The organism is Staphylococcus sp. NRL 16/872 (assembly GCF_022815905.2).
In the GTDB taxonomy this organism is placed as follows: domain Bacteria; phylum Bacillota; class Bacilli; order Staphylococcales; family Staphylococcaceae; genus Staphylococcus.
This window is the reverse complement of sequence record NZ_CP119327.1, coordinates 1,372,937-1,399,414: the sequence shown is the minus strand read 5'-3', so window position 1 is coordinate 1,399,414 and position 26,478 is coordinate 1,372,937. Positions and strand designations below refer to the sequence as shown.

Sequence of the window (26,478 nt, the reverse complement as noted above, 5' to 3'; positions counted from 1 at the left end):
CACCTACTTTAATAATCCAATCGGTTTGCTTCTTCGTGCCAAGTTTCATTACTAGGATCTATTTCTAATAATTGATTTAGTATAGACTTAGCTTCTTCCTTATGACCAATTTCAGTTAAATAGAAATAATAGTCGCTTAAGAAAGCACTTTGTGATTTCATTGTTGGATAAGCAAGTTCAAAGAAATGTTGCGCTTCTTTGTCTCGTTCTTCTTCTCCATAAGCATGAGCTAAGTGCCACATGAATACTGGATCTAAATCTTCCTCATCCACATAAGATAATAATTCAATAATTGCTTCATAATCCTCTTCATTACGGAACAAGTCACTTAAGATTAATAATGGTTCATGATAAGCATTATCTACTTCAAGTGCTTGTTTAAGTAATTCGACACCTTCATTCGCATCGCCATGTTCAATTTCTAGACTCCCTGTTGAGACCATTAACTCTTTATAGAATTGATTTAATCGTAAACCTTCTTTGCCGGTTTCAATTGCATCAGGATAATTCTTTTCATTCTCATATAAAGATTGTAAATAAAAGTAGCCTTGAATAAAGTCAGGGTCTTTTGATAGTAAAGTTGTCATGATTTTAATTGCTTCTTGCGTGATATCATTCTTTTCATAGGCGATTGCTTTTTTAAAGAAGTCTTCTGAAGTCATTTCATCTTCATTTATTTCATCGAATAAATTGATGGCATCACTATAGTTACCACTTTGTAAAGCACAATCAGCCATACGAGCGAATAAATTAACGCCATTAACCTCATATTCGCCTGTATCTAATACTACTTCGTATTCACGAGTAGCACGTAAATATTGACCGTCAAAGTACAACAGTTCAGCTAAGGCGAAATGGATAATTGGATCATTAGGTTCCAGTTCGCGTGCTTCGGTAAGTTTATCAATAGCAACTTCCATCATATTAATTTGTTGATAAAGATCAGCTTCAAGCATTAACTTTTCAGTAGATAGTTCAACTTGACTTAAATATTCTAATGCTTCATCTGTTTGATTCTCAGACATAAGTCCTTCGATAAAATAAATTAATAATTCACTTTCATCAGGATACTTATGATAGAGCGTTCTAAATACTTCTAGTCCTTGAGGTGTTAAACCAAAATTATATAAGGTTTCACCTAAGATGAATAAAGCATCGTCGTTGTTTGAACTTAATGCTTCATTGACACGTGTATCTAAATTATCTAATTTTTGAAGATTGATATCGTCTATTAATTTATAGATATCCTCCATAGTGTATTATCCCTCATTTTCTAAAAGCTTTAATTTGGGCAAGAAACCTGGGAATGATACGTTAACTGCATCAAACTGACGAATTGTGATTGCTTCACTACTTAATAATCCTGCTATAGCAAGCATCATGCCTATGCGATGATCCGTTAAACTATCAACTGTAGCAGGCGTAGTAAATTCAGATGGATGGATAATTAGTCCATCTGCAGTAGGTTGAAGTTCGAAACCTAATAAGCCGAGCATATCAGCAGTTGTATCAATTCGATTTGTTTCTTTAACTTTTAATTCCTCTGCATCTTTTATAATACTAGTTCCTGTGGCTTGAGTACACAATAGTGCAATAATAGGTAATTCATCTATTGCTTTAGGGACCATGTCCCCTTCTATGTGCACTGGCTTTAAGTTTGGAGTATAAGTAATTCTAATAGACGCAGTAGGTTCAGAAGCATTGGTAACATTAAATAGTTCAATATTACCGCCCATTTGTTCAACGATGTCTATAATACCTGAACGTGTAGGGTTTATGCCAACATTATGAATTGTAATGTCACTACCCGGCGTAATTAATGCAGCGACAATAAAGAATGCTGCTGATGAGATATCTCCTGGCACGTTAAAATCTCTTGCTTGAATGTTATGAAGTGCGTTCGGTTCAAGTTTGATCGTTTTACCATCGACGGTAATAGGAATATTGTAATGTTCGAACATCGTTTCTGTGTGATTACGACTTATATTTAACTCTGTAATAATAGTCGATTCTTTAGCAAATAAACTTGCTAATAATATAGCGCTTTTAACTTGAGCACTTGCTACTTCCATTTGGTAAGTAATTCCTTTAATAGAAGCGGGTTCAATCACTAATGGTGTGTAGTTGTCCTCTACCCCACGAATATTCGCGCCCATGAGATGAAGTGGTTTTAATACGCGGTTCATCGGACGTGTGCCAATAGATTTATCTCCTGACAATACACATTCAATATCTAACCCACTTAATAAACCAGCAAGCAAACGCGTCGTAGTACCGGAATTGCCCGTATACAACGTTTGATGAGGCGTTTTAAAGTTCTCATACCCAGGAGAATCCACGATAATTTTATCATCTGTAATGGTAATATCAACACCAAGTAATTTGAAGATTTCTGCAGTACGTTGGCAGTCTTCGCCTAGTAAAGGTTTGTGAATGACAGATTTACCTTTTGCTAAAGAAGATAACATAATCGCTCTGTGCGTCATTGATTTATCTCCAGGGACCTCAATTTCTCCTTTTAAAGGACCGTGTATATCTATTGTTTGTTCATTTGCCATGTTCGTTCACCTACTTTGCTAAGGATTGTAATTCATTAAAGGCATTCATTAATACATCTTTATCGACATGATGCACAGAAGGTTTACCTAATGTTTCAAGAAGCACCATTTGGATGCCTTCACCGTTGTTTTTCTTATCAGATAACATGTAATTGTACATATCTTTGAAATCTAAATCATTGATAATAGCTACTGGATAATGCAGTTGTTTAATATAATTCCAGTAATGTTGAATATCAAATTCAGCATTGAGCAACGCATTAGATACAATAAATTGATAAATCGTTCCTATCATAATAGCGTGTCCGTGAGGAATTTTATATTTGTATTCAACAGCGTGGCCAAACGTATGTCCTAAATTTAGATATTTGCGCATGTTTTGTTCTTTTTCATCTTTAATAATAATATTTAATTTTGTTTTAATACCTTTAAATATAAATTGATCTATTTCTTCTAGTGATTGCAGTTTCTCTTTATTTGAAAAGTGTTTCTCAATATCGTCTACTGCCACTTGTCCTGTTAAAAGTGCATGTTTATATACTTCGGCATAACCACTTAATATCTCTTCATATGGTAACGTCTGTAAGAAATCTAAATCATATATAACAGCTTTTGGTCGATAAAACGCCCCAATAAGATTTTTTCCATGTGAAGAATTAATACCTACTTTTCCCCCAACACTTGAATCGTGCGCTAGTATAGTTGTTGGTACCTGAATAAAATCTACACCTCGTAAAAGCGTAGATGCAAGAAATCCAGTGAAATCACCAGTTGCGCCTCCACCTATAGCTACTAAACACGTATTTCTTGTAAGTTGATATCCTAACAATCTTTCAAGAACTTCATGATAATGGTGGAAGGTTTTCATTTTCTCACCCGCAGGCACAGTCACTTTGAAAATATTAGATTTAGTAAGTAAAAATTCAAATTTACTTTTAAAATTAAAATCTACATACTCATCAACAATAAGAAAAACTTTATTGTATTCTTGTATATAGTCTGTTAAATAATTAAAAGCGTGATGTTCAACGATAATAGGATAATTATTATTAGGATATGTCGTTTGTAATTGCATAAAAAAGACCTCGATTCTTACAAATAAATAATATTTTTAAAATTCAATATTAAGTTTTCTACGCTCAGAGATTTGTTTTTTTAATTGATCAATATGATTTGATTGAAACTCTTCAAGTAATGCTTTAGCAACTTCAAATGCAACAACATGTTCACATACCACGCTAGCTGCTGGTACTGCACAACTATCAGAGCGTTCAATTGTAGCTTTGAAGTCTTCTTTCGTGTTAATATCTACTGAATTTAAAGGTTTGTAAAGTGTTGGAATAGGTTTCATTACGCCATTAACAATAATCGGCATACCATTTGTCATACCACCTTCAAATCCGCCCAAGTGATTTGAACCTCTGTAAAAACCTTGTTCAGAATCATATAAAATTTCATCTTGAATCTCACTGCCTGGTTTTTCAGCTGCTTTAAAGCCTTCGCCGAAGCTAACCCCTTTAAATGCATTAATACTAACTACACCTTGTGCAATGCGGCCATCCAATTTACGGTCATAATGCACATAGCTTCCAATACCTATAGGCATATTTTCCACCATAACTTGTACGACGCCGCCGATTGAGTCGCCTTCTTTTTTAGCTTCATCTATCTTATCGCGCATTTTTTGAGCAATAGTTTCATCGATGACACGAACATCGTTTTTATCGATATTTTGTTTGAATGTTTCAGAATCGTATAACCCTTCGTCTTTAACGCCGCCTATTTCAACTACACGACTATATGTATGAATACCTAATTGTTGCAGTAAAAGTTTAGATACAGCGCCTACAGCTACACGGGCAGCTGTTTCACGTGCAGATGAACGTTCTAAAACATTTCTTAAGTCACGATGATTATATTTCATACCACCGATTAAATCAGCATGACCAGGGCGTGGTTTAGTAATAGTACGTTTCATATTTTTACGTTCTTCATCGCTAATAGGCCCAATACCCATAATATTTCTCCAATGCGTGAAATCATCATTCTTCACTACAATTGTAATGGGGCTACCTAATGTGTAACCATTTCTCACGCCAGAAACTATTTCGACAGCATCTTTTTCAATTTGCATTCTGCGACCTCTTCCATAACCACCTTGACGTTTAAACATTTCTGTATTAATATCTTCAGCTTTAATTTCTAAATTTGCAGGTACACCTTCAATAATTACTGTTAATTGAGGACCATGTGATTCTCCTGATGTTAAATATCTCATGAGAATACGCTCCTTTCCTTTACTACGTTAAATTGTAATATGTGTTATCATATCATATTCAACGTTAGAACATAACTAATGTTTTAGATATCTGTTTAAATTGTTCGAATATTCAAACGGTTATTAGAGAGTATATAGCACAAAAATAAAGAGTAACACACTTTGGAGGTGCGTTACTCTTATCGTTAAAATAATCCTATATTTAAAAATTATTCATACAACCAAGCATCTCTACTTGCATCGTAATCACTTAATTCTTCTTCTTTAAACCATAAATCAATTTCACGTTTCGCAGACTCAACTGAATCTGAACCATGAATAACATTTCTACCTACTGTTAAACCTAAATCACCTCTGATTGAACCAGGCGTTGCTTCTGAAGGATTTGTTTTACCAATGATATGTCTAGATACATTTACTGCATCTTCCCCCTCAACTACCATTGCGAAAACAGGTGCTGATGTAATAAATGAAATTAATTTATTATAAAAAGGTTTATCTTTATGTTCTGAGTAATGTTCTTCCGCTAATGATTGAGGCACTGTCATTAGTTTGGCTCCAACCAATTTTAAACCTTTACGTTCGATACGAGTAATAATTTCTCCGATTAAATTACGTTGTACTGCATCCGGTTTGATCATTAAAAAAGTTCTTTCCATTGTGCGTTCCCCCTATGTTTTTAAGCAATAATCATTAAATTTTAAAAAATCAGATTATTCGATTTATGTAACAAATATATATAAAGGTTGTTTTAACAAAAATCAACCTGCTACTTCTTAATAGTAACAGGTTGATAAAGCGCTTTCAATATATTTTCATGTCCTTAAACATTTCGTGAACCCATTTTTTTAATGAGTTTAATAAATAGATTTTGCGCATTTGATTCATTCAATTGGTCAATTAGATTTAATGCTTTGATTAAGTACTTATCGCTGATTTTTTTCGATTGTTGAATACTATCAGACTCTCTAATATGTTTAATAATCGGCGCAAATTCTTCAGGTTTCGTTTGATGATTTAAAGATGCAATTTGTTGTTTAAATGCTACATCTTTACGCATTTCTAGCAATACTGGTAATGTGATATGACCGTTCATTAAATCACTACCTACTGGCTTACCTAGTTTTTTCTCTGTACTGGTGAAATCCAAGATATCATCTACAATTTGAAAGCTCATACCAATATAATGTCCTATCATTTTTAATTTATGAATAGTCTCATTATCTGCCTCAGAGGTAATCGCTCCTACTTCAGTTGCGAGTTGAATTAATAATGCTGTTTTACGGTTAATACGTCTCAGATAGTTAGTGATAGTTTGATTACTGTTAAATTGATCTTGAAATTGAAAGAGTTCTCCCCTACACACATCTACAATTGCATTAGAAATAATGTGGTGTATGCGATTATCTTGTATTTCAGAGAGATGTTGTAGTCCTAATGCTAATAAGAAATTGCCAGTTAAAATGGCAGTGGTAACATCCCATTTTTTTACAATAGTTAAACGACCACGACGTTTATCACTTTTATCTATAACATCATCATGAACTAGTGTAGCCATATGAATTAACTCTAACGCTACAGCTACTCGGTACGTATCTTCTGTATTCTTTTTAGGACCAAACTGACTACTCAATATCACAAATGCTGGTCTCACACGTTTACCACCAGATGATAGCAGATGGGAAGCAGCTTCTTGTAACACTGAATCGTTACTTTTGATAGCGTTTTGAAGCCGTTTTTCTACATTCTTAATTTCACTATTCATATTTAGCTTTGCCACGTTTATCACCTTTTATTTAGTAGAACTTTTTTGTTTATAGCCTAGGTGCATTGCAGCAACGCCCCCTGTGAAGCTACGCACTTTGATATTATTAAAACCAGCTTGTTCAAACAAACGTTTTAATTTTTGTTTGTCAGGAAAATTAAACGTTGATTGTTGAAGCCATTCATATTCTTCCTTAGATTTAGCAAAGAACTTACCGAAGATAGGCATAACAAATTTAAAATATAATTTATACACTTGTTTAAATACTGGCATCGTTGGTTGACTCGTTTCTAAACATACAACCATGCCTCCAGGTTTAAGTACTCTGTTCATTTCTTTTAATGTCGCTAAATAGTCAGGTACATTACGTAATCCAAATCCAATCGTTACATAGTCAAAAGAATTATCTTCAAAAGGTAATTCCATAGCATCACCATGCACCAAATGAATGTTATCCATAGCCTTAGTTTTCTCTTTACCTACTTCAAGCATATTTTCACTGAAATCTAATCCAGTTACTTCTCCATTTGGACCAACTGCTTTACTTAATGCAATCGTCCAGTCTGCAGTGCCACAACACACATCAAGCGCTTTACTATTTGCTTTAACGTTCATATCTTTCATCACGCGTTTACGCCAAACTTTGTGTTGCTCGAAACTGATAATATTATTTAAACGATCATATTTTTTTGAAATATTTTGAAATACTGTATGAACTTGTTCTTTATTTGCATTATTTTCAGCCATTTATATTACCTCTACTTTTTTCTATATAGCTTTGTTTAATTGTTCTGAAAAATTGGTCTACTTCATTATTAGTAAACATTTTTAAATATGAAGGATAATAGGATTCTACATTTCCGAATAAATAACGGAAAATATCCGTTTCTGATATTTGTTGCTCACTAAAATGTGAAAGCGTAATAATAGGAAATATAGTTTCTATGTTAAAAATTGCTTCATAAATATCATGTACTTCTAGGGATTGATGATGCAAAGAAGATTTTAATTCATTAGATTTAACAATTGCCTGACTTATAGCTAATTGAAACGTTGGATCGTTAATTTCAGCTAATAAAGTGTAAAAATGGGCACTTAGTAAATCTCCAATTAATATGGATTTCTTTGATAATTTACTATGTGAAATTTCATCAAGATGTTTCATTGAAGTATCGATAGTGAGGCAAGCAAGTTTAGCATTCATTGGAATATCATAACTGTCTAACAAATCACTTAAATTATTGTTAATGTTAATTGATTCATAGTCAGTGACTCCCTTAAGCCTTTGATCAATTTGTCTATTTAATATGCTTAATGTTCGTTCCATGTTCACACCTCACGTTATTATCACTATACATCTTAACATTATATCTATAAAAATAAAATATAGCGACTTCATAGGACTAAAACTTTATATTCAAAAGCTTAAAATAAGGTGATTTATAAATAGAGAGGTAACAGTAGTAAAGTAAAAGTTGTTAATTAATATAATGATGTATAACTTTATGAAAAATTAATATGTATAAATAAAAAAGCCCACGAAGGGCTTTTAAGTAAATTATTTTACAGCATCTTTTAATGCTTTACCAGCTTTGAATGCTGGAACTTTACTTGCAGGAATTTCGATTTCTTTACCTGTTTGAGGGTTACGTCCTTTACGTGCAGCACGTTCGCGTACCTCAAAGTTTCCGAAACCAATTAATTGAACTTTTTCACCTTTAGATAGTGAGCCTTGGATTGATTCGAAAACAGCGTCTACAGCTGCACCAGCTTCTTTTTTAGTTAAATCAGCTTGTTCAGCAACCGCATTGATTAAATCAGTTTTATTCATTATGAATTCACCTCCAGATGAATGATAATGATATCTTTATATCATTATGCTATGACTTTAACACAACATTTAACATTACCGCAACGATTTAAACGTCTAAAACGCTGAAATATCAACATTTATACACTGAATTTAAAAAAATTTTACATTAAAGTGTAATTTAACACTTTATTCAGCTTTTTTATCGCGCCCCATTAAATCTTTGACGCTATCTTTTACGGGTTTATTTTCAAATAAAACTTTATATAAAGCAGTCGTAATAGGCATATCAACATGTTGTTCTTTAGATAGATGATAAACTGAATTAGTAGTATAAATTCCTTCCACAACCATATTCATTTCACTAAGCGCTTCTTCAGTCGTTTGTCCCTTACCTAATTTATAGCCAAGTGTATAATTACGAGAATGTGTTGAAGTACAAGTAACAATTAAATCACCGATACCACCTAAACCTAAAAACGTCATAGGATCGGCACCTAATTTTTCACCAAGTCTACTTATCTCAGCTAACCCTCTAGTCATTAAAGCAGCTTTCGCATTATCACCGTAGCCCATACCTGCTACAATGCCACTAGCGACAGCAATGATGTTTTTTAGTGCACCACCTAGTTCTACTCCTACTAAATCATTATTCGTATAGACACGTAAATAATCATTCATAAATAAGTCTTGAATGAGCTTACTAATTTTTTCATCTTTAGAAGATGCTGCTACTGTAGTCGGTTGTTTTATGACTACCTCTTCAGCATGACTAGGTCCAGATAATACACCAATACCGCCGTTATGGTTTTCTGATATTGAGTCTTCAATCATTTCAGAAACACGTTTGAATGTATCATTTTCAATACCTTTAGCAACATGAATAAAAATTTTCTTAGAATCGATAAGTTGATCAATTTGATTTGTAATTTCTCTAATTGCTTTTGTAGGGAGTGCGATTAAATATATGTCAGTAAAATCTACTGCCTCTTTCATATCAGAAGTTGCTCGAATACTTTCATCTAATTTAGCTTCTTTTAAATATCGTTTGTTTTGATGATGTTTATTTAATTCATCGACACTTGTTTCATTTTTTCCCCACATTAAAACAGTGTGACCATTTTCAGCTAGTACATTTGCAAGTGCTGTACCAAAGCTTCCCATACCAAAAACAGTAATCTTAGTCATAACGAACGCTCCTTTTTAATTTCTTCTTCGTGGAATGATATGAATAGGTGTGCCTTCAAAGCCAAAAGCATTTCTGATTTGATTTTCAAGGTAACGTTTATAAGAGAAATGCATCAATTCTACATCATTAACAAAAACAACAAAAGTTGGAGGTTCAATAGCAACTTGAGTTGTATAGAATACGTTTAATCGACGGCCTTTATCAGTAGGTGTGGGATTCATTGAAATCGCATCTGTTACTACCTCATTAAGTGTAGAACTTTGAACACGTTTTTTGTGATTTTCACTTGCCTCATTAATATAAGGGAATAGAGTACGTAAACGTGTTCTTTCTTTCGCAGATACAAAGGCGATTTGAGCATAATCTAAGAATTGGAATTGATTACGAACATCATCCGCAAATTTTTTCATCGTATTACTATCTTTTTCAACAGTGTCCCATTTATTAACAACAATAACGATAGCTTTACCTTCTTCATGAGCATAACCAGCTACACGTTTATCTTGTTCAATGATACCTTCTTCAGCATCAATTACAATTAATACAACATTTGAACGTTCAATCGCTTTTAGCGCACGTAATACCGAATATTTCTCAGTTGATTCATACACTTTACCTTTTTTACGCATACCAGCCGTATCTATCAAGACATAATCTTGACCATCATAGCTATATTCTGTATCTACGGCGTCTCGTGTCGTACCTGCAACATTAGAAACGATAACACGTTCTTCGCCTAATATCGCATTGACTAAACTTGATTTCCCTACATTTGGACGGCCAATAATTGATAAGCGAATTGTATCCTCATCATAAGGATCTTCAGTATCTTCTTTAAAATGTTTTACCACTTCATCTAATAAATCCCCTAATCCTAAACCGTGGGAACCAGAAATTGGGTAAGGGTCTCCGAATCCTAGTGAATAGAAATCAAAAATATCATTTCGCATTTCAGGATTATCAACTTTATTTACAGCTAAAACTACTGGCTTTTTAGATTTATATAACATTTGAGCGACCATTTCATCGCTTTGTGTTAAACCTTCACGTACATTAACCATAAAGATTATAACATCAGCTTCATCAATAGCTATTTCTGCTTGTGCTCTTATTTGGGTTTGAAAAGGTGCATCACCAATTTCAATGCCACCTGTATCAATTATATTAAATTCATGTGTTAACCATTCACCTGATGAGTAGATACGATCACGAGTGACACCAGGTGTATCTTCAACAATTGATACACGCTCACCTACTACTCTATTAAATATTGTAGATTTACCTACGTTTGGTCTACCCACAATAGCTACAATAGGTTTCGTCATAAGCTAACTTCCTCTCTATCTAAAATCTATATAATTTTATCATATGACCTAATGTTTTAAAACTAAGTATATATAACCTTAAACTTTAATTTCCTTTATGAGTCTACTTTTCTTTAGAAAATCAAGGACATTTAACATTAAAAAATCCCAATTAAAGGATTAAACTTTAATTGGGAGATACATAATTTAAAATTTAAAAGTCAACTTAAAATTTTAAATCTTTAAATTTATCACCGAAAACGTCCCCTAATGTTGGGTTATCATCATCTGAATCACTACTTAAATAACTTTGAGTAGTAGCTTCATCGCTTTCGATTAAATCTTCTTTAGGTAAAGTAGCTTTAATTGATAAAGAAATACGTTCATTTTCTTCATCAATTCCTAAAATTTTAACATTCACTTGTTGACCAGGTTCTAATACTTCACTTGGCGTACCAATATGTTTATGGTCAATTTCAGAAATGTGAACAAGACCTTGTACTCCTGGAGCAATTTCGACAAATGCACCAAAGTTTGCTAAACGCACAACTTTACCTTCGATAACGTCGTTTTCGTGGAATTCACCTTTAATACGTTCGAATGGAGTTGGAAGTGTATCTTTAATTGAAAGTGAAATACGTTCAGCTTCTTTTTCTACAGATTTTACTTTCACATCTACTTCTTGTCCAACAGAAACAACGTCTTCTGGAGAATTAACATGTTCGTGAGAAAGTTCAGATACGTGAACTAAACCATCTACGCCACCAATATCAACGAATGCACCAAAGTTTGTTAAACGAGCAACTTTACCTTTGATTACGTCACCTTCATTAAGTGATTCTAATAATGAAGCTTTTTTAACATCGTTTTCAGCTTGTTCTACAGCTTTACGGCTTAAAATGACTCTATTATTTGCTGGATCTAATTCTTCAACTTTAATGCGAATTGTTTGTCCCTCAAATACAGAGAAATCTTCAATGAAATCAGTTGAAATTAGAGAAGCAGGTACGAATCCTCTTTGACCAACGTCAACAACTAATCCACCTTTAACTACTTCAGTAACTTTAGCTTCAATCACTTCATCATTATCAAGTTTTTCTTGTAAATATTCATATGATTTTTCAGTTTCAAGTTGACGTTTTGATAAGATGTATGCACCAGAGTCATTTTCTTCATCAACTTCAATTTTAGTTACATAAGCTTCAATGTCATCACCTTCTTTAACCACTTCGTTAGGATTTTCGATGTGATGAGTTGAAAGTTGGCTAATTGGAATAATGCCGTTATATTTAGCACCTTCAATATGCACTACAACTTGTTTGTCTTCAACTTGTTGAACCTTTCCAGTGACTTTGTCACCTTCGTTAATATCATTAATCATTGATTCATTGAATTCTTCAGTCATCTTGTTTGCCTCCTTATACACTACATAACTATAACATCTTATAAACTGGTAGAATTGTCAAGAAATTCCCCTTTAGTTTCATAAGTTTTTAAAAAAGATATCAATTTTTAAAATTATTTAATATTAAGCAATGAGTTATTTGTATTATTGATTTTTCAAAATAATTTTCTATAGAAATGATATTCTTTAGATTATAGTTATTAATCTTTTCTACCTCATTTATAATTATATAAGACAAAAAAAGCTATTTAAAATATTTCGCATTATTGATTATGAATAACACAAATTATTTTAAATAGCGAGGTATATTATTTTTTAAGGTTCTCTACTAACGTCATAATTTCTTTAGTAACTTCTTCGATTGTTTTACTTGTTGTATCTAAAGTAATTGCATCATCAGCTTTTTTTAAAGGTGAAATTTCACGATTCATATCATAATGATCTCTATCTGCAATTTCCTGTTTCAACTGTTCTAAAGTTGAAGGTATGCCACGCTCTTCATTTTCTTTTTGACGTCTTTCAGCACGTTCTTCTACAGAAGCAATCATGTATACTTTTAATTCTGCATCAGGAAGGACAACTGTACCAATATCTCTTCCATCCATAACGATACCTTTCTTTGCTGCTAAATCTTTTTGTTTTTCAACTGCAAAAGTACGAACAGGTTCTTTAGAAGCTACATATGATACGTTTTGTGTAACATCATTTTCACGTAAATAATCAGTTACATCTTGATTATCCAGTATAATACGTTGTCCTTTGGTATCGTCATATTTTAATTCTAAAGTAGTTTCACTAACAAGTTTTTGAAAATCTTCAGCTCGTTGCTGTTGTAAATATTTATAAGTGATAGCACGATACATTGCTCCAGTATCTACATATATCATTGATAATTTACTAGCTACTCGTCTGGCGATTGTACTTTTACCTGCAGCTGCAGGGCCGTCCAAAGCAATATTAATTGACTCCATAGTTATTTTTCCTTCCTTGTTGTTTTATTTGTATTATTTTATCATAAATATGTAAATTAAAAATAGGAGGAATTTAATGAAACATCTTCTTGTTATTCATACAGGAGGGACGATTAGCATGTCCCAAAATCAATTTAGTCAAGTGGTGACCAATGAGATTAATCCCATCTCTTTACATAAAGATATTATTAATGAATATGCTCATGTGAATGAAATTCATCCATTTAATATTCCCTCTCCACATATTACAATTCAACATATTATTGAACTCCGTAACTTAATACTTCAATCTTCTCAAGAGTATGAGTATGATGGTTTTGTCATTACACACGGCACTGATACCTTGGAAGAAACAGCTTATTTATTAGATTTACTCATTGATATCGAACAGCCGATTGTTATTACTGGTGCAATGAGATCTTCGAATGAAATTGGTGCAGATGGCTTATATAATTTCATTTCTGCTATCAGGGTAGCGTCTTCAGATGAAGCTTTTGAAAATGGTGTAATGGTAGTTTTTAATGATGAAATACATACGGCTAGAAATGTTACTAAAACACATACATCGAACATTAATACATTTCAAAGTCCCAATCAAGGACCATTAGGTATCCTAACAAAAGATGATACGCATTTTTATAATCGCCCATATAAACAGAAGTCATTTAAAAACATCGATACCCATTTAAATGTTCCTTTATTAAAAGCCTATATGGGTATGCAAAGTGATATCTTAAAATTTTACGCTGAGAAAAATGTGGACGGCTTAGTTATTGAAGCGCTTGGTCAAGGAAATTTACCACCAAGTTGTTTAGAAGGTATTGAGATTTGTTTGAGTAATAATATCCCTATTGTCATCGTCTCGCGATCATTTAATGGGATAGTTAGTCCAGTTTACGCTTATGAAGGTGGCGGTTATTACTTATCTCAAAAAGGGTTAATATTCTCAAACGGATTGAATGGACCGAAAGCAAGGTTAAAATTATTAGTTGGGCTAAGTAATGACATGAGTTTACAAACATTAAAGAATTATTTTGAACAATAATCTGTAAAATAAAAACGGAACAGAGAATTTAACTTCTGTTCCGTTTTTAGTGTTCTAATTTAGCTTTCTAAAGGTGTTTGTTTTTTACTTAAGATACTTTGAGTAATGATACCACCATGATATTTACCATTCTCGATAAAAATTGAATTATTGTCATTTCCAGCAGCAATAACACCAGCGATATAACAATTCTCAACATTTGTTTCAAATGTTTCCTTATTGTGAACAGGTGCTGTTCCAAATTCATTAGTATTAATTTCAATACCAATAGATTTTAAAAAGTCATAATCTGGATGATACCCAATCATCGCAAAAACATGATCATTAGGAATTTCGATTGTTTTACCGTTTTTTTCATAAATTACACTATTTTCAGTAATTTCATTTACATTGGCATTAAATTCCATTGTAATCTTTTCATGATTAACTAATGATTCGAAGTTTGGTAAAATCCATGGCTTAATCGCTGCAGAATAACGGTCACCTCTATATAGAACTGTTACTTTAGCGCCTGCTTTCTCTAACTCAAGAGCGGCATCTACTGCAGAGTTTTTACCACCAATAACTGTAACATGTTGATTAAAATATGGATGAGCTTCTTTGAAATAATGTTGGACTTTAGGTAAATCTGCCCCTTTAACTTCTAGCTTATTGTGTTGACCATAATAACCAGTAGCAACAGTTAAAAATTTACATTCATAAACATCTTTAGTGGTTGTAATCGTAAACTTATTGTCGATCTTTTTAACAGTTAACACTTCTTCAAATGCGTTGACGTTTAACTGATGATGTTTAACTACTTCTCTATAATAAACAAGCGCTTGATTTCGATGTGGCTTACTTTCTTCAACTATAAAAGGTATATCTCCAATGCTTAATTTATCACTAGATGAGAAGAATGTTTGATGTGTTGGATATTTATAAATAGCATCCACTACATTTCCTTTCTCAATGACTAATGTTTCAATTCCTTTTTTCTTTTGTTCAATTGCGGCGCTTAAACCACATGGGCCTCCACCAATAATAATACTTTCAATGCTTTTCATGTTTTTGGCCTCCTTTAATCACCCATATATTATAGCAATAAAGTTGCTTTTACTAAATAGAAAAAATTGTTTTTAGGAAAAGAGAAGATAAAATGACAAATAAATATTACTAAATTTTAGAATATATAATAGTATATTAAAAATTTAAACAATAAAAAAGAAGCCAAAATCTAAAATTTTGACTTCTTTAAAACTAATCTTTAATAGCTTATTGAGGAATAATTAATTTCTCACCATTATTAATGTTGTTACTTGTTAAGCCATTTGCTTGTTTAATTTTGTTTACATTTTCAGCTGTACCTTTGCCATAATATTGAATAGCGATACGATATAGATTTTCGTTACCAGTTACTACATGCGTTTGCTGACCAGCAGAGGCATTATTAGATTGATTGCTACTTCCATTTGAATTTTGATTATTATTTTGATTGTTATTTTGAGTAGCTTGTGAATTAGCATTGTTATTATCGCTATTGCTATTATTAGCAGAAGCGTTATTTGTATTATTATCTGAAGAAGAGGCATTATTGTTATCGGTAGTTGCTGCCCCAGTTGAAGCATTATTATCATTACCGTTAGTAGCGCTGTCTTCAGAAGAATTTTTATCAGTTGTTGCGTTTTCGTCTGACTTATTATCGTTTACTGTAGATTTTTCAGATGATTTATCTGCTTTATTATCTTCAGAAGTTTTGTCTTTAGCATTATCTTTTTTATCTGATTTATTAGAAGTTTGCTCTGTAGCATTGTCTTGTTTAGTACCATCTTTGTCTTTATTATCGTTATTTAAATACATACCAATAAAGATAGCTAGAGCAGCTAAAATTAACAATAATGCAAGTAGTGGTAATAATATTCCCATTAAACCACGTTTTTTCTTGCCATCATGTGCATGGAAACCGTCATGGTTATCATATCTATCATTATCGCGATAATCATCGCGTCTATCACGAGAGTCCTTATGATTTTCATCATGTCTATTATGGTGGTCTAAATCACTATCTCTGTGATGATTTTTTTTATTCTTAGAAGCTGCTACACCCGCAGCCCCAGCAGCTCCGGCAGCACCAGCGCCAATCGCAGCTTTTTTGCCTTTGCTATTTTTCTTATGTTTATCATGTGAACGATTAGTATCATCATAATGTTCATCTTCGTATTTGTCATTTTCACGAACACGAGGATTTTTATCATTATTTAAATCGTTTCTATTATCACGAGAATCTATGCGGTTGTTTTTACGATTTTTCTTATTATTTTTATTACGACCAGCTGCAGCCCCAGCAGCTCCGGCAACACCAGCGCCACCAGCAATTGCAGCGTCTTTACCTTTATCTGAGCGTTCATTTTGTTTATTTTCAATATTTTCATCGTGTTGATGATTTCTTTTAGTATTTTTACGGTTTCTATGCCCATCTTCTACTTGATCAAAATCACGATGACGACGATCATTATCATTTAAACGATCTTCTTCAAATTCATCAGATTTATTAGAATGTCTTTCATTATTGCGATGATTTCTTTTTGAGTTATCTGCTTCATTGTCAAAGTGATCATTATGTACTTCTTCGAAAGATTCTTCATCGTAGCGATCATCTAATGATCCTTCATTATTGGGTTCATTTGGTTGATCATCAAATTTTTTACTACGATTTGTAGCTTGATTACGTCTTCTTTGACGTCTTTGAGAATTTCTTGGTGGAAATTGTTGATCTGATTGATTATCAAAATCATCAATAGATTCATCAGAATTTTGATTTGTATGTTCGAATTGATCGTCTGAGTCAATTGACTGACGATTTTTTTCGAAGTCATCTCTAAAATTGTTTTTAGACACAATTAACATCCTTTCTTTTCAATTATTTAATTGTCACATTACTTATACCCTCGAATGCAGCAAATATGTATCATTTTTAATGTTTTTATAAAACATTTGTTAGTATAATTATAGCCTGTATAAAATATTATAGTAAAGAAAAGCACTTAATGTTTGAATAAATTTTTTAGCTTTTCATTATACTCAAATTTTCTCTTCACTTTCTTTCTATTAAAATGATTAATAGGTGTTAAGTTAGTATCAATATCACAACATTGGGCGGGTTTAGAAGGTACTTCTCCAAAAAACTCCAGTAAATAGCTTCTTCGACATTGGTCTAAACTAGTATAGCCAATCATACGCTGATAGCCTAGTTTCTTACGCACTAAAGATAGTTTGAAAATATGCTTAAGCTGCATAATTGAGTATCTTTGATGCAAAATTTCTAATATTTCTTGTTTATTAGGAGGTAAAAAGGCACCTAAATCATAAGCTTCTACATCTTCAACTAAAATTGCATCGTTAAATAACAGCGTTTCAAGAATAAAACTGTCATCTGGTTGAAAAAGACTAATGGCTTGGCTTTGTTTGCCATCCCTTCCCGCTCTGCCGATTTCTTGTAAGTAATTTGACGGACTTGTTGATAAGTGAAAATGTATCACAGTACGAATATCCTTTTTATTAACCCCCATACCAAAGGCACTTGTTGCAACAATAACAGGAATAAAATTATTAATGAATTGCTGTTGAACAGTTTGACGTTCTTGATAAGATAAATCACCATGATAAATTCCGGTTAAATAACCTCGTTTATAAATAAGACTAGCCAATTCAAAACACATTTTCTTTGAAGAAACATAAATAATTGTTGGTCCTGAAGTTTCTAAGAAATCAAGTAACCAAGTTATTTTTTCGTCATCATTCGCAAAATTTAAGTGAGAAAAAGAGATATTCTCTCTATTCATTGTTGTTTTAATTGTTGTAAATTTTATATTTAAAATTGTTTCTAGATCTTCGGTTAAATGCGGCGGTGCTGTAGCTGTGAGTGCTAAAATAGTGGCACTTTTAAAGAATTGGGTAATTTGTCCTACTAAAGCATAATGAGGTCGGAAATCATACCCCCACTCTGATAAACAATGTGCTTCATCTAAAACAATCAAACCGAAATTAATTTTCTTGATTAGTTCAAAATGATTCGATTGTAATAAAAATTCTGGACTTAAAAATATAAACCGACTTCTCTTTAATAAATTTATATTTTCTTTCTTTTCTTGCTCTTCCATACCTGAATGAATGTAACTGACATGCTTTTCTCCTTGCGCTTTCAGTTGCATAACTTGGTCATCCATTAATGATATTAGCGGAGAAATAATGAGTGTGGGTTGCTTGTTCATATAAGTAGGAAATTGATAACATAAACTTTTCCCACTCCCAGTTGGCAGAACACCTAATGTGTGTTGCCCTTCAAGAATACTTTCTATTATTTCACGCTGGCCTGGATTAAAAGCATCATACCCAAACCATTCTTTTAGTTTATCTTTCAACACTAATATCACCTCTTTCAATACCTACAATAATTAATTTGATTTGAAAATATGATAATTGCTCGAATTGATTTTTATATATTTTCAAACGTTCACCTCTATTATCAATGTAAAACTTTTCAAAATCAGTAATTAAATTTTCATCAACGTAATCCGTATACACATGTAAATATCCTTTTATAAATAACTCCAATACATGGTCCTCTATAGTATTAATTTTTACATTTTGTATTACTGCAGCTTCATCCATTGTAATTCCTCGAAGCAATTGTTGATGTGATAATGCCGTTTTATTTAATAAAGGTGGTAATATGATTAACTTAGAAAGTATTGGAAACTGTTCTTTTTGTTCTAGGGCATACATAAGTTCCACTAAATCATTTAGCTCTAACGTAAATAAATCAGTTATAGGCATATCTTCAATCAAACTCACTTGTTGACGCGTATACATTGGCTCATCATAACCTTGTAAGTAATAATGGATATAACATTGATTATTATTTTTAGTATAAATAAAGTGGAATAACTGACATAATTCATCTTGGAAATCGTTTATTAAATCATGTTTTACTATGTCTGAATATACCTGTTTAACTCGTTGTTGAACCCTTAACTGTTGTGAAATTGGTACAAAATTTAATTTGTTATTAATATACTGAGTTATTGATTGTACTAATAATTGAATACAGCTATAAGTACTAATTAAACTATCATATGTATATCGAGGATGAATTTTCAATTGAATATGGCTACTTTCATATTTTTGAATATATCGCTCAAAAGACGGATATTTTAATTTAGGAAAACTGTGATATAATGATAAAAGTTGTTGAGAACAAGCATCAAAAAATGTTTGATGCGATTTTTTTCCAGATAATATATTATAAATACTTTTATCAGTTTTATAATTAAATGTGTGTTTATACGCATATGAAAAGATATCGTACATAGGTGAATCCTCACTTTATGAAACTTGTAATTTTAAATTAAAATAATCGATGTCTAAATTAACATTTGTTATACTAGTGTAGCATTTTTATCAAAGGAGGCGAAGAAATTGGCAAAGTATACAATCGTTGATATGGATACCTGTATAGCTTGTGGTGCATGTGGCGCAGCAGCACCGGATATTTATGATTATGACGACGAAGGTATTGCTTTCGTAATCCTTGATGATAATCAAGGTACTGCAGAAGTACCAGAAGAATTATATGAAGATATGGAAGACGCTCTTGAAGGTTGTCCAACAGATTCAATTAAAATCGAAGAGGAACCATTTGATGGCGACGCATTAAAATTTGAATAGTAAATTTAAATTAATTATATCATTAAACCATAGATGACCGACAAAGTTTTATACTTTGTCGGCTTTTTATATATAGACACTTCTTTAACATGATTTAAAAAGCTGGAACTGTATTAGTTCCAGCTTTTCTATCGACAAACTTATATAAATTATCGTCAATTTGTATTCTATTGAAGTACTCTCTTTAAACGTTTATATAAAAGCATAAAAATAACTGAAATGATAACCCCTTTAATGATGTTAAAAGGAATGATTCCAGATAAAATTATAATTTTTAAATTTGTGAAAACATCGCCTAAGTTAAAAATCATGCCATATAATGGTATCAAGACAAAGTAATTTAAGATACTTAGAACAAATGTCATAACAATCGTACCTACAGTTAGACCAATAACTAAAGAGCGAGTAGAGTGACGATATTTTTTCTTACTCACATAGTAAGCAGATAATAAGAAACTCACACCAGCTAGGAAGTTGGCAATAGGACCTACCGGATCTGCCATATTAAAAATGAAATTTAGTATATTTTTTACTAAGGCTACTATGACACCCGCTAGTGGTCCAAACGTAAAAGTAGCTAATAGTGTAGGTACATCACTAAAGTCTAATGTTAAGTATGGTGGTAAAAATGGCAATGGAAATTTTATAAATGTTAATAAAAAAGCGATTGCACTTAGCATACTTATAGTAATAAGACGTTTATTTTGTTGCATATTCAATTTTCTCCTTCCATTCATCTTACATAGAATAGGAGGATAATTTTGCGCAACAAAAAACCTCCATCTTCTCCCATCCAGACTATACTGTCGGCTTCAGATTTACACTGAATCAGCCACTTCAATGAAGCGGGTCGCAGGCTTAATTTACTGCCGGTTGGGACTTTCACCCTACCCCGAAGATGAATTTCATAATTTATTAATTTAAATTAAATATTACAATAAAGAAAAACTTTGTGCAATACACTTGCTCACTTCAAATTTAAACCCAATTGAGAGTGAAACAGAAATCTTTATTTAATAAAAAGATTTCATAGCCTAACCTCCACTCGCTTTGTCTGTATATTTTCTTTTCGAAAGTTTTTATGTTTGGACTTATTAGCTGAAAAGGATGACTAGATTTAAAAATTCTTGATTTAAGCACAATTTCAATACAGTTAGTTACTGCTAAAATGTGTAATGAGCCTATTACATTTAATAATGTAATAGGCTCATTTGAGTAAAATTAACGTTTATTTAGGTTTTGGTAATTTAATAACAAAGGTAGTTCCTTCACCTAATTTACTTTCTACTGAAATAGTACCACCATGTTCTTCAATAATCATTTTACAAATAAACAGTCCTAAACCAGTACCTTGTTTACCACGTGTTCTTGAAGCTTCTACTTTATAAAATCTATCAAATACTAAGTCAAGGTGTTCAGGTGCGATACCACTACCTGTATCATTTACATTTAATATTTGATAATTATCATCTACCGAAGATGTGATATTAATTTTGTCACCTGGTTTAGTGTAACGAGTGGCATTGTCAATTAAATTAGTTAGTACTTGATCGATACGATCTGCATCGTATTCCCACGGTTCTTCATCAATGGACGGGAGTAAATCCATGTGGATTTCTAAATCTTGGGCTTGTTGTCGATATTTCATTTGTATTTTGGATAATAAGGGTGTAATAGGTTGTATTTCTTTATTAACTGTTAAACCTTCAGCATCCATACGTGCTACATTAAGCAGTTCATTAACTAGACGGTTAAGTCGTTTTGTTTCATCTAAGACAATTGAGAGAGAGTCTCTAATTTCATCAGGTTCTGTTACAATACCATCTACAATTGACTCCGTATAACCTTGTAATAATGAAATAGGTGTACGTAATTCGTGTGATACATTGGCAATAAAATCTTTTTTCAGTTGGTCAAGATTATGTTCATTTGTCATATCTCTAATGATAACTACAATTCCACTGCGTCCATCTTGTTGAATACGTCGAATATAGCTCATAATAAACACATAAAATTTACCATTAAATTCATATTCTTGGAATTCAGTTGTTTTAGATGCAAATGTAGTTTCAATCTGTTTTTCAATATTATGGTGTGTCGTTTGATCAATAGTTGGGATAATATCATCTGCCATTTTATTAGATAATATAATTTCTCTATTATCGTTTAAGCCCAATACGCCCTCTACCATAGAATTAATTAAGCTATCGCGAATATTTCTTTGAGTTGAAATTGCTTCTACATGTTTACGTATTTGATAACTCATTTGATTAAAAGTACGTGATAATTCTCCAATTTCATCCTTAGTTGAAACAGTTGTTTTTTGAGAATAATCTCCCTTTGATACATTAAATGCTTGAGTACGAAGTTGTCGTAAAGGTTTAGTTATTTTATTAGATAAAAAGAAAGCAAATACGGTTGAAATTGCTAAGAAAATAATAGCAGTAATTAATATAATAATGGTAATTGCATTATTGGTGTCTTCAATTGATTTTAAATCTTGATAAATAAAAACACCGCTATACTTAGAGTTACTATGACTTTGTGATTGCATAGGATAACCTAATAGTATATATGATCGAGAGTTTCCATTATCGTTTATTGTTACATTTTGAGTAGCTGATTCACCTTTAGTAAACACTTGATAGAAATGACTATTATTATGGATTTCTTGTAACATTTTATTTTTAAGTGGTGTGTTTGAAGTTTTTGGTTTCATATCTTTATCAGCCATAAAAATTACGCCACCAGATCCATCGATAAGTTGCTGGCTATGTTTAATGGCTAATTGTTTATTATCTGCTTGCTCAACTAAATGGCTGATTTTAGAAGCATCTGATCTGATTTCATTCTCCGTTTGTTGTGTATAGTAATATTGTATAAATGTGATTAAGGCTGCACTTAATAAAATTAAAACTGTCGTCACTATAAAAATAATAGTTAACCACAGTTTTATTACTACACTATTTAGTCGGTTCGTCACTTGTTTTTACCTCAAATTTATAACCAACACCCCAAACAGTTTGAATCATTTGAGCAGCATCTGCAGAAACGCGATTTAATTTTTCTCTTAAGCGTTTTACATGAGTATCAACAGTTCTTAAATCTCCATAAAATTCATAGTGCCAAACCTCTTTAAGAAGTTGTTCACGATCAAATACTTTATTAGGTGTTTTAGCCAAGTAGATAAGCAATTCATATTCTTTAGGCGTCAAATTAACTTGTTGGTTATCAGCTAATACACGATGAGCGTCATTATCAATAATTAAGTGATTAAATTCAATAATATCTCTTGCGTGAGGTTCACTTTGTTCTGGTTTTGAAGATTGAGTTCTACGTAATAGGGCTTTAACTCTTAAAACAACTTCTCTCGGTGAAAATGGTTTAACAATATAATCATCTGCACCTGATTCAAAACCTTCCACTCTATTCGTTTCTTCTCCTTTAGCTGTAAGCATTATAATAGGTGTATCTTTATGCTCACGCAATTTAGATGCCATTTCAATTCCATCCATTTCTGGAAGCATCAAGTCCAATAGAATGCACGCATAGTCATTTTCCATGGCAAGGTTATAAGCCTCTTTACCATCACTTGCTTCATGGATAGTAAACGATTCTCTTTCTAAATAGAGTTTTAATAATCTTCTAATTCTATCTTCATCGTCTACAATTAAAATTTCATTCGTCATTTTGCTCTCTACCTCCTACACATGCTCTTACTCTATATATTATAGCACATAGCACTGTTCAAATCTCTAGTTAGTGGTTATATTGTGAAAAAAATATCAAATGAAATTTTGTGTAATTAATTTCATTTGATATTTGAATTAGAAATAATTTTATTTTCCGTTTTCAGCCATATGTCTTAGAACTTTTACTTCATGAGGAGATAAAACTCTACCCTCACCTGCATTTAAACCTTTTAGATTTAAATTACCAAACTCGATTCTGGTTAATTTATCAACTTTATGACCGAAATGCTCAAACATGCGTCTTACTTGTCTGTTACGTCCTTCGCTAATAGTAATTTCTACAAGTGTCGTATTTTTCTCTTTATCTTGTTTTTTGACTTTAACTTGTGCTGGTTGTGTGAAGCCGTCTTCAAGTTCAATACCGTGCTCCAATGCTTTTACTTCTTCGCGCATAAGGTAACCTTTTAACTTAGCTACATATTTTTTTTGAATATGATATCTCGGATGAGTCATTAAGTTAGTGAATTCCCCATCATTCGTTAACAGTAATAATCCAGATGTATCATAATCTAAGCGTCCAACTGGATAAATACGTGTTTCTAAGTCATCGAAGTAATCAGTTACTACTGTACGTCCTCTATCATCTGAAACGCTTGTAATAACTTGAGTTGGTTTATAAAATAAAATATACATTTTATCTTCTTGTTCAATTTTAATGCCTTCAACCTCTACTGTATCTGATGGTTTCACTTTTGTACCAAGCTCAGTTACTACTTCCCCATTTACTTTTACTTTTCCATCAGCAATTAAAGTTTCAGCTTTTCTGCGTGACGTATAACCACTATTAGCAATTCTTTTTTGTAATCTTTCTAATTCTTTGCTCATTTTGAGTCTCCTTTTTGATTTACAAGGTTACTGAAGAAATCTTCCATTTCTTCTTCATCTTCCTCAGTAGTTGGTAAATCTTCAATTTTTTCAAGTCCAAATACATTTAAAAATAAATCAGTCGTATTTAAAAGATGGCTTCGCGATTGTTCATTGTCTTTAGCTTCTATTAACCCGCGTGCGATAAGAGTACGAACAGCACCATCTGAATTGATTCCTCTAATTAATTCTATATCGCTTCTAGTTAAAGGTTGATTATAAGCAATAATAGATAAAGTTTCCATAGCAGCTTGAGAAAGTTTCATATTAGATTTCTGTTCAACCAACTGTTCTATATATGAAGCAGCTTCTTTTTTTGAAGTTAAAATATAAATATTTCCATATTTTTGGATAGCAAGTCCTTCTGAATGAAATGACTCAATAAGATTGGATAAAGCATTTAAATCGATATCCAGAATTTCAGCTAACTGAGAAGCTTCAAGGCCTTCATCGCCTGCCGTATATAATAATGCTTCTAAAATTCCTATATTACCCAATATTGAAATTCACTCCTCTAATGATGTTAATGTCGTCAAAACTTTTAGTTTGCTCTATATTGATTAAACCAGCTTTTGACATTTCTAAAATAGCTAAAAAATGTGTCACTACATGTTCGATAGGCTCATGAAATGTAAATAAGCTAAAGAAATTTAATGAAGCTTTACTTTGTAATTGCTGTGATACTTTTTCAGTAGCTTGTTGTATTGTGAAAGACTCTTTTGTAATTTCCACTGTTTTTGGTGTATTCAAAGCCACTCTACTTTTAACACGTTGATAAGCAACAATTAAATCTGTTAAATCTATCGTTTGGTTACTGTCCCAAGTAGTATCTTTTTCAAGATGAGATAAATCGGTAGGATGTTTTGTAAAGTATAATTCACGTTCTTCTTTTTTATCATTTAATAACATCGTATATTCTTTATAATTTTGATATTCAATTAATCTTCCTACTAAGTCTTCACGTGGGTCCTCTTCTAACTCATCTACTGTTTCATGTTGAGGTAACAGTAACTTACTTTTAATCATTAAGAGTTCTGAAGCCATAACTAAATATTCACTTGCTACATTGATTTCTAACTGTTTCATTGCATGTACATACTGCATATATTGTTCAGTCAAAGCTTTCATCGGTATATCATAAATATCAATTTCGTACTTTTGTATTAAATGTAATAATAAATCTAGAGGGCCATTAAAGGCATCTAACTTAACTTCATACATAATTATCGTCCTTATATTAATTCTCTGTCGTGCATAATTTACTAAAGTATTATAGCATGAATATCATAAACATTTAAATTGAGGTTGAAGTAGAATGGAACACGCATTAATTGATTTTTATTATCAATTTCATAAGCATCAACATTATTTTTTATGTCATGATATTTTAGAAGATGCTTGGAAAGCTAATCCTTATTTTTCTAAAAATGAAGCAATTGTAAGCCTTATATTGTTTACTACTGCTATGTATCATTATAGAAGAGAGAATTATATTGGAGCATTAAAAAGTTGTAAAAAAGCATTAATCACATTTCAAAATGCTAAAGATAAATCTAGTGTTGGTTTACAGGAAGAAAAATATGAAGCATTATTAAATACTCAAATTGAAAAGATTGCACAACATGAACAATTTACTCCTATAAAGTTACCTATTAACAAGCAATTTGAAAATAAAATCTATACTGAAATGCCAGATTATGAATTTAATGAATTTGTAGTCAAAGATGATTACATCGTACATCACCACTTGCGGAGAGATCGCAGTGAAGTAATTGCTGCTAGACAACATGCGATTTTAAATAAAAAAAATAAAGAAATATAAATGCATTAT

26 protein-coding genes and 1 riboswitch are annotated in these 26,478 nt (G+C 31.9%); of the genes, 3 read left to right on the top strand and 23 right to left on the bottom strand.

The annotated features are described in order from the left end of the window. Nucleotides 1-8: 8 nt before the first annotated feature. The 13 genes from MT340_RS07055 to cmk form a co-directional block, all read right to left on the bottom strand. Nucleotides 9-1,253, bottom strand: coding sequence for a tetratricopeptide repeat protein (locus MT340_RS07055; RefSeq protein WP_243589338.1), 1,245 nt, complete (start codon nucleotides 1,251-1,253; stop codon nucleotides 9-11). A 6-nt stretch (nucleotides 1,254-1,259) separates the two neighbouring features. After that, nucleotides 1,260-2,558, bottom strand: coding sequence for a 3-phosphoshikimate 1-carboxyvinyltransferase (gene aroA, locus MT340_RS07050; RefSeq protein WP_243589337.1), 1,299 nt, complete (start codon nucleotides 2,556-2,558; stop codon nucleotides 1,260-1,262). 10 nt (nucleotides 2,559-2,568) lie between these two features. Then, nucleotides 2,569-3,633, bottom strand: a complete 1,065-nt coding sequence (gene aroB, locus MT340_RS07045; RefSeq protein ID WP_243589336.1) for a 3-dehydroquinate synthase — start codon at nucleotides 3,631-3,633, stop codon at nucleotides 2,569-2,571. A 36-nt stretch (nucleotides 3,634-3,669) separates the two neighbouring features. Further along, nucleotides 3,670-4,836, bottom strand: a complete 1,167-nt coding sequence (gene aroC, locus MT340_RS07040) for a chorismate synthase (RefSeq protein ID WP_243589335.1) — start codon at nucleotides 4,834-4,836, stop codon at nucleotides 3,670-3,672. A gap of 209 nt (nucleotides 4,837-5,045) precedes the next feature. Next, nucleotides 5,046-5,495 (bottom strand): nucleoside-diphosphate kinase, encoded by a 450-nt coding sequence (gene ndk / locus MT340_RS07035; protein ID WP_243589334.1) that lies wholly within the window; start codon nucleotides 5,493-5,495, stop codon nucleotides 5,046-5,048. Nucleotides 5,496-5,659: 164 nt separating this feature from the next. Next, nucleotides 5,660-6,616, bottom strand: coding sequence for a polyprenyl synthetase family protein (locus tag MT340_RS07030; protein ID WP_243589333.1), 957 nt, complete (start codon nucleotides 6,614-6,616; stop codon nucleotides 5,660-5,662). A 12-nt stretch (nucleotides 6,617-6,628) separates the two neighbouring features. After that, on the bottom strand, nucleotides 6,629-7,348 hold the full coding sequence (locus MT340_RS07025) for a demethylmenaquinone methyltransferase (protein WP_243589332.1): 720 nt from the start codon (nucleotides 7,346-7,348) through the stop codon (nucleotides 6,629-6,631). After that, nucleotides 7,341-7,928, bottom strand: coding sequence for a heptaprenyl pyrophosphate synthase subunit A (locus MT340_RS07020; protein WP_243589331.1), 588 nt, complete (start codon nucleotides 7,926-7,928; stop codon nucleotides 7,341-7,343). The genes MT340_RS07025 and MT340_RS07020 overlap by 8 nt, the downstream gene beginning before the upstream one ends. A 231-nt stretch (nucleotides 7,929-8,159) precedes the next feature. Continuing rightward, on the bottom strand, nucleotides 8,160-8,432 hold the full coding sequence (locus tag MT340_RS07015; protein ID WP_103298232.1) for an HU family DNA-binding protein: 273 nt from the start codon (nucleotides 8,430-8,432) through the stop codon (nucleotides 8,160-8,162). 168 nt (nucleotides 8,433-8,600) lie between these two features. Further along, nucleotides 8,601-9,599 (bottom strand): NAD(P)H-dependent glycerol-3-phosphate dehydrogenase, encoded by a 999-nt coding sequence (locus tag MT340_RS07010; protein WP_243589330.1) that lies wholly within the window; start codon nucleotides 9,597-9,599, stop codon nucleotides 8,601-8,603. Between the two features lie 15 nt (nucleotides 9,600-9,614). Next, entirely contained in the window at nucleotides 9,615-10,925 is a 1,311-nt protein-coding gene (gene der, locus MT340_RS07005) for a ribosome biogenesis GTPase Der (protein WP_243589329.1), read from the bottom strand. 205 nt (nucleotides 10,926-11,130) lie between these two features. Next, on the bottom strand, nucleotides 11,131-12,309 hold the full coding sequence (gene rpsA, locus MT340_RS07000) for a 30S ribosomal protein S1 (RefSeq protein ID WP_243589328.1): 1,179 nt from the start codon (nucleotides 12,307-12,309) through the stop codon (nucleotides 11,131-11,133). A 308-nt stretch (nucleotides 12,310-12,617) separates the two neighbouring features. Continuing rightward, nucleotides 12,618-13,280, bottom strand: coding sequence for a (d)CMP kinase (gene cmk, locus MT340_RS06995; RefSeq protein WP_243589327.1), 663 nt, complete (start codon nucleotides 13,278-13,280; stop codon nucleotides 12,618-12,620). A gap of 76 nt (nucleotides 13,281-13,356) precedes the next feature. On the opposite strand from cmk, the gene MT340_RS06990 reads away from it, so the two are divergent. Next, entirely contained in the window at nucleotides 13,357-14,325 is a 969-nt protein-coding gene (locus MT340_RS06990; protein WP_243589326.1) for an asparaginase, read from the top strand. Between the two features lie 59 nt (nucleotides 14,326-14,384). Here the strand turns inward: MT340_RS06990 and ypdA are convergent, their stop codons facing one another. The 4 genes from ypdA to MT340_RS06970 form a co-directional block, all read right to left on the bottom strand. After that, on the bottom strand, nucleotides 14,385-15,371 hold the full coding sequence (gene ypdA, locus MT340_RS06985; RefSeq protein ID WP_243589325.1) for a bacillithiol disulfide reductase YpdA: 987 nt from the start codon (nucleotides 15,369-15,371) through the stop codon (nucleotides 14,385-14,387). A 208-nt stretch (nucleotides 15,372-15,579) separates the two neighbouring features. Continuing rightward, complete coding sequence (ebpS, locus tag MT340_RS06980; protein WP_243589324.1) at nucleotides 15,580-17,211, bottom strand: elastin-binding protein EbpS; 1,632 nt, start codon at nucleotides 17,209-17,211, stop codon at nucleotides 15,580-15,582. Nucleotides 17,212-17,348: 137 nt separating this feature from the next. Further along, the gene (locus MT340_RS06975; protein WP_243603707.1) at nucleotides 17,349-18,728 is read right to left on the bottom strand and encodes a RecQ family ATP-dependent DNA helicase; all 1,380 of its coding nucleotides are present in this window, start codon (nucleotides 18,726-18,728) and stop codon (nucleotides 17,349-17,351) included. Further along, nucleotides 18,715-19,674, bottom strand: coding sequence for a helix-turn-helix domain-containing protein (locus MT340_RS06970; protein ID WP_243589323.1), 960 nt, complete (start codon nucleotides 19,672-19,674; stop codon nucleotides 18,715-18,717). Before MT340_RS06970 ends, MT340_RS06975 begins: the two co-directional genes overlap by 14 nt. A gap of 108 nt (nucleotides 19,675-19,782) precedes the next feature. Between MT340_RS06970 and MT340_RS06965 the strand changes: the two genes are divergently transcribed. Beyond that, nucleotides 19,783-20,031, top strand: a complete 249-nt coding sequence (locus tag MT340_RS06965) for a ferredoxin (protein ID WP_002449743.1) — start codon at nucleotides 19,783-19,785, stop codon at nucleotides 20,029-20,031. Nucleotides 20,032-20,198: 167 nt separating this feature from the next. Here the strand turns inward: MT340_RS06965 and MT340_RS06960 are convergent, their stop codons facing one another. From MT340_RS06960 to MT340_RS06935, 6 genes are all read right to left on the bottom strand, one after another. Continuing rightward, a complete protein-coding gene (locus MT340_RS06960) occupies nucleotides 20,199-20,744 on the bottom strand; it encodes an ECF transporter S component (protein WP_243603706.1) in 546 nt (181 codons plus the stop codon). Nucleotides 20,745-20,808: 64 nt separating this feature from the next. After that, nucleotides 20,809-20,935: riboswitch (FMN riboswitch) on the bottom strand. A 324-nt stretch (nucleotides 20,936-21,259) separates the two neighbouring features. After that, entirely contained in the window at nucleotides 21,260-23,014 is a 1,755-nt protein-coding gene (locus MT340_RS06955; RefSeq protein ID WP_243589321.1) for an ATP-binding protein, read from the bottom strand. Continuing rightward, on the bottom strand, nucleotides 22,995-23,720 hold the full coding sequence (locus MT340_RS06950) for a response regulator (protein WP_243589320.1): 726 nt from the start codon (nucleotides 23,718-23,720) through the stop codon (nucleotides 22,995-22,997). The genes MT340_RS06955 and MT340_RS06950 overlap by 20 nt, the downstream gene beginning before the upstream one ends. 150 nt (nucleotides 23,721-23,870) lie before the next feature. Next, entirely contained in the window at nucleotides 23,871-24,608 is a 738-nt protein-coding gene (locus tag MT340_RS06945; RefSeq protein ID WP_243589319.1) for a pseudouridine synthase, read from the bottom strand. Then, nucleotides 24,605-25,144: an SMC-Scp complex subunit ScpB gene (scpB, locus tag MT340_RS06940; RefSeq protein ID WP_243603705.1), complete on the bottom strand. Its 540-nt coding sequence runs from the start codon at nucleotides 25,142-25,144 to the stop codon at nucleotides 24,605-24,607. The genes MT340_RS06945 and scpB overlap by 4 nt, the downstream gene beginning before the upstream one ends. Continuing rightward, nucleotides 25,137-25,868, bottom strand: a complete 732-nt coding sequence (locus MT340_RS06935) for a segregation and condensation protein A (RefSeq protein ID WP_243589317.1) — start codon at nucleotides 25,866-25,868, stop codon at nucleotides 25,137-25,139. The genes scpB and MT340_RS06935 overlap by 8 nt, the downstream gene beginning before the upstream one ends. Nucleotides 25,869-25,962: 94 nt before the next feature. Between MT340_RS06935 and MT340_RS06930 the strand changes: the two genes are divergently transcribed. Further along, on the top strand, nucleotides 25,963-26,469 hold the full coding sequence (locus tag MT340_RS06930; RefSeq protein WP_243589316.1) for a DUF309 domain-containing protein: 507 nt from the start codon (nucleotides 25,963-25,965) through the stop codon (nucleotides 26,467-26,469). The last annotated feature ends 9 nt before the right edge of the window (nucleotides 26,470-26,478 follow it).

What these genes read in the sequence shown, in the direction of transcription:
- MT340_RS07055 (WP_243589338.1), bottom strand. Translation starts at nt 1,253, where the DNA reads ATGGAGGATATCTATAAATTAATAGACGATATCAATCTTCAAAAATTA.
- aroA (WP_243589337.1), bottom strand. Translation starts at nt 2,558, where the DNA reads ATGGCAAATGAACAAACAATAGATATACACGGTCCTTTAAAAGGAGAA.
- aroB (WP_243589336.1), bottom strand. Translation starts at nt 3,633, where the DNA reads ATGCAATTACAAACGACATATCCTAATAATAATTATCCTATTATCGTT.
- aroC (WP_243589335.1), bottom strand. Translation starts at nt 4,836, where the DNA reads ATGAGATATTTAACATCAGGAGAATCACATGGTCCTCAATTAACAGTA.
- ndk (WP_243589334.1), bottom strand. Translation starts at nt 5,495, where the DNA reads ATGGAAAGAACTTTTTTAATGATCAAACCGGATGCAGTACAACGTAAT.
- MT340_RS07025 (WP_243589332.1), bottom strand. Translation starts at nt 7,348, where the DNA reads ATGGCTGAAAATAATGCAAATAAAGAACAAGTTCATACAGTATTTCAA.
- MT340_RS07020 (WP_243589331.1), bottom strand. Translation starts at nt 7,928, where the DNA reads ATGGAACGAACATTAAGCATATTAAATAGACAAATTGATCAAAGGCTT.
- MT340_RS07015 (WP_103298232.1), bottom strand. Translation starts at nt 8,432, where the DNA reads ATGAATAAAACTGATTTAATCAATGCGGTTGCTGAACAAGCTGATTTA.
- MT340_RS07010 (WP_243589330.1), bottom strand. Translation starts at nt 9,599, where the DNA reads ATGACTAAGATTACTGTTTTTGGTATGGGAAGCTTTGGTACAGCACTT.
- der (WP_243589329.1), bottom strand. Translation starts at nt 10,925, where the DNA reads ATGACGAAACCTATTGTAGCTATTGTGGGTAGACCAAACGTAGGTAAA.
- rpsA (WP_243589328.1), bottom strand. Translation starts at nt 12,309, where the DNA reads ATGACTGAAGAATTCAATGAATCAATGATTAATGATATTAACGAAGGT.
- cmk (WP_243589327.1), bottom strand. Translation starts at nt 13,280, where the DNA reads ATGGAGTCAATTAATATTGCTTTGGACGGCCCTGCAGCTGCAGGTAAA.
- MT340_RS06990 (WP_243589326.1), top strand. Translation starts at nt 13,357, where the DNA reads ATGAAACATCTTCTTGTTATTCATACAGGAGGGACGATTAGCATGTCC.
- ypdA (WP_243589325.1), bottom strand. Translation starts at nt 15,371, where the DNA reads ATGAAAAGCATTGAAAGTATTATTATTGGTGGAGGCCCATGTGGTTTA.
- ebpS (WP_243589324.1), bottom strand. Translation starts at nt 17,211, where the DNA reads ATGTTAATTGTGTCTAAAAACAATTTTAGAGATGACTTCGAAAAAAAT.
- MT340_RS06970 (WP_243589323.1), bottom strand. Translation starts at nt 19,674, where the DNA reads ATGTACGATATCTTTTCATATGCGTATAAACACACATTTAATTATAAA.
- MT340_RS06960 (WP_243603706.1), bottom strand. Translation starts at nt 20,744, where the DNA reads ATGCAACAAAATAAACGTCTTATTACTATAAGTATGCTAAGTGCAATC.
- MT340_RS06950 (WP_243589320.1), bottom strand. Translation starts at nt 23,720, where the DNA reads ATGACGAATGAAATTTTAATTGTAGACGATGAAGATAGAATTAGAAGA.
- MT340_RS06945 (WP_243589319.1), bottom strand. Translation starts at nt 24,608, where the DNA reads ATGAGCAAAGAATTAGAAAGATTACAAAAAAGAATTGCTAATAGTGGT.
- MT340_RS06935 (WP_243589317.1), bottom strand. Translation starts at nt 25,868, where the DNA reads ATGTATGAAGTTAAGTTAGATGCCTTTAATGGCCCTCTAGATTTATTA.
- MT340_RS06930 (WP_243589316.1), top strand. Translation starts at nt 25,963, where the DNA reads ATGGAACACGCATTAATTGATTTTTATTATCAATTTCATAAGCATCAA.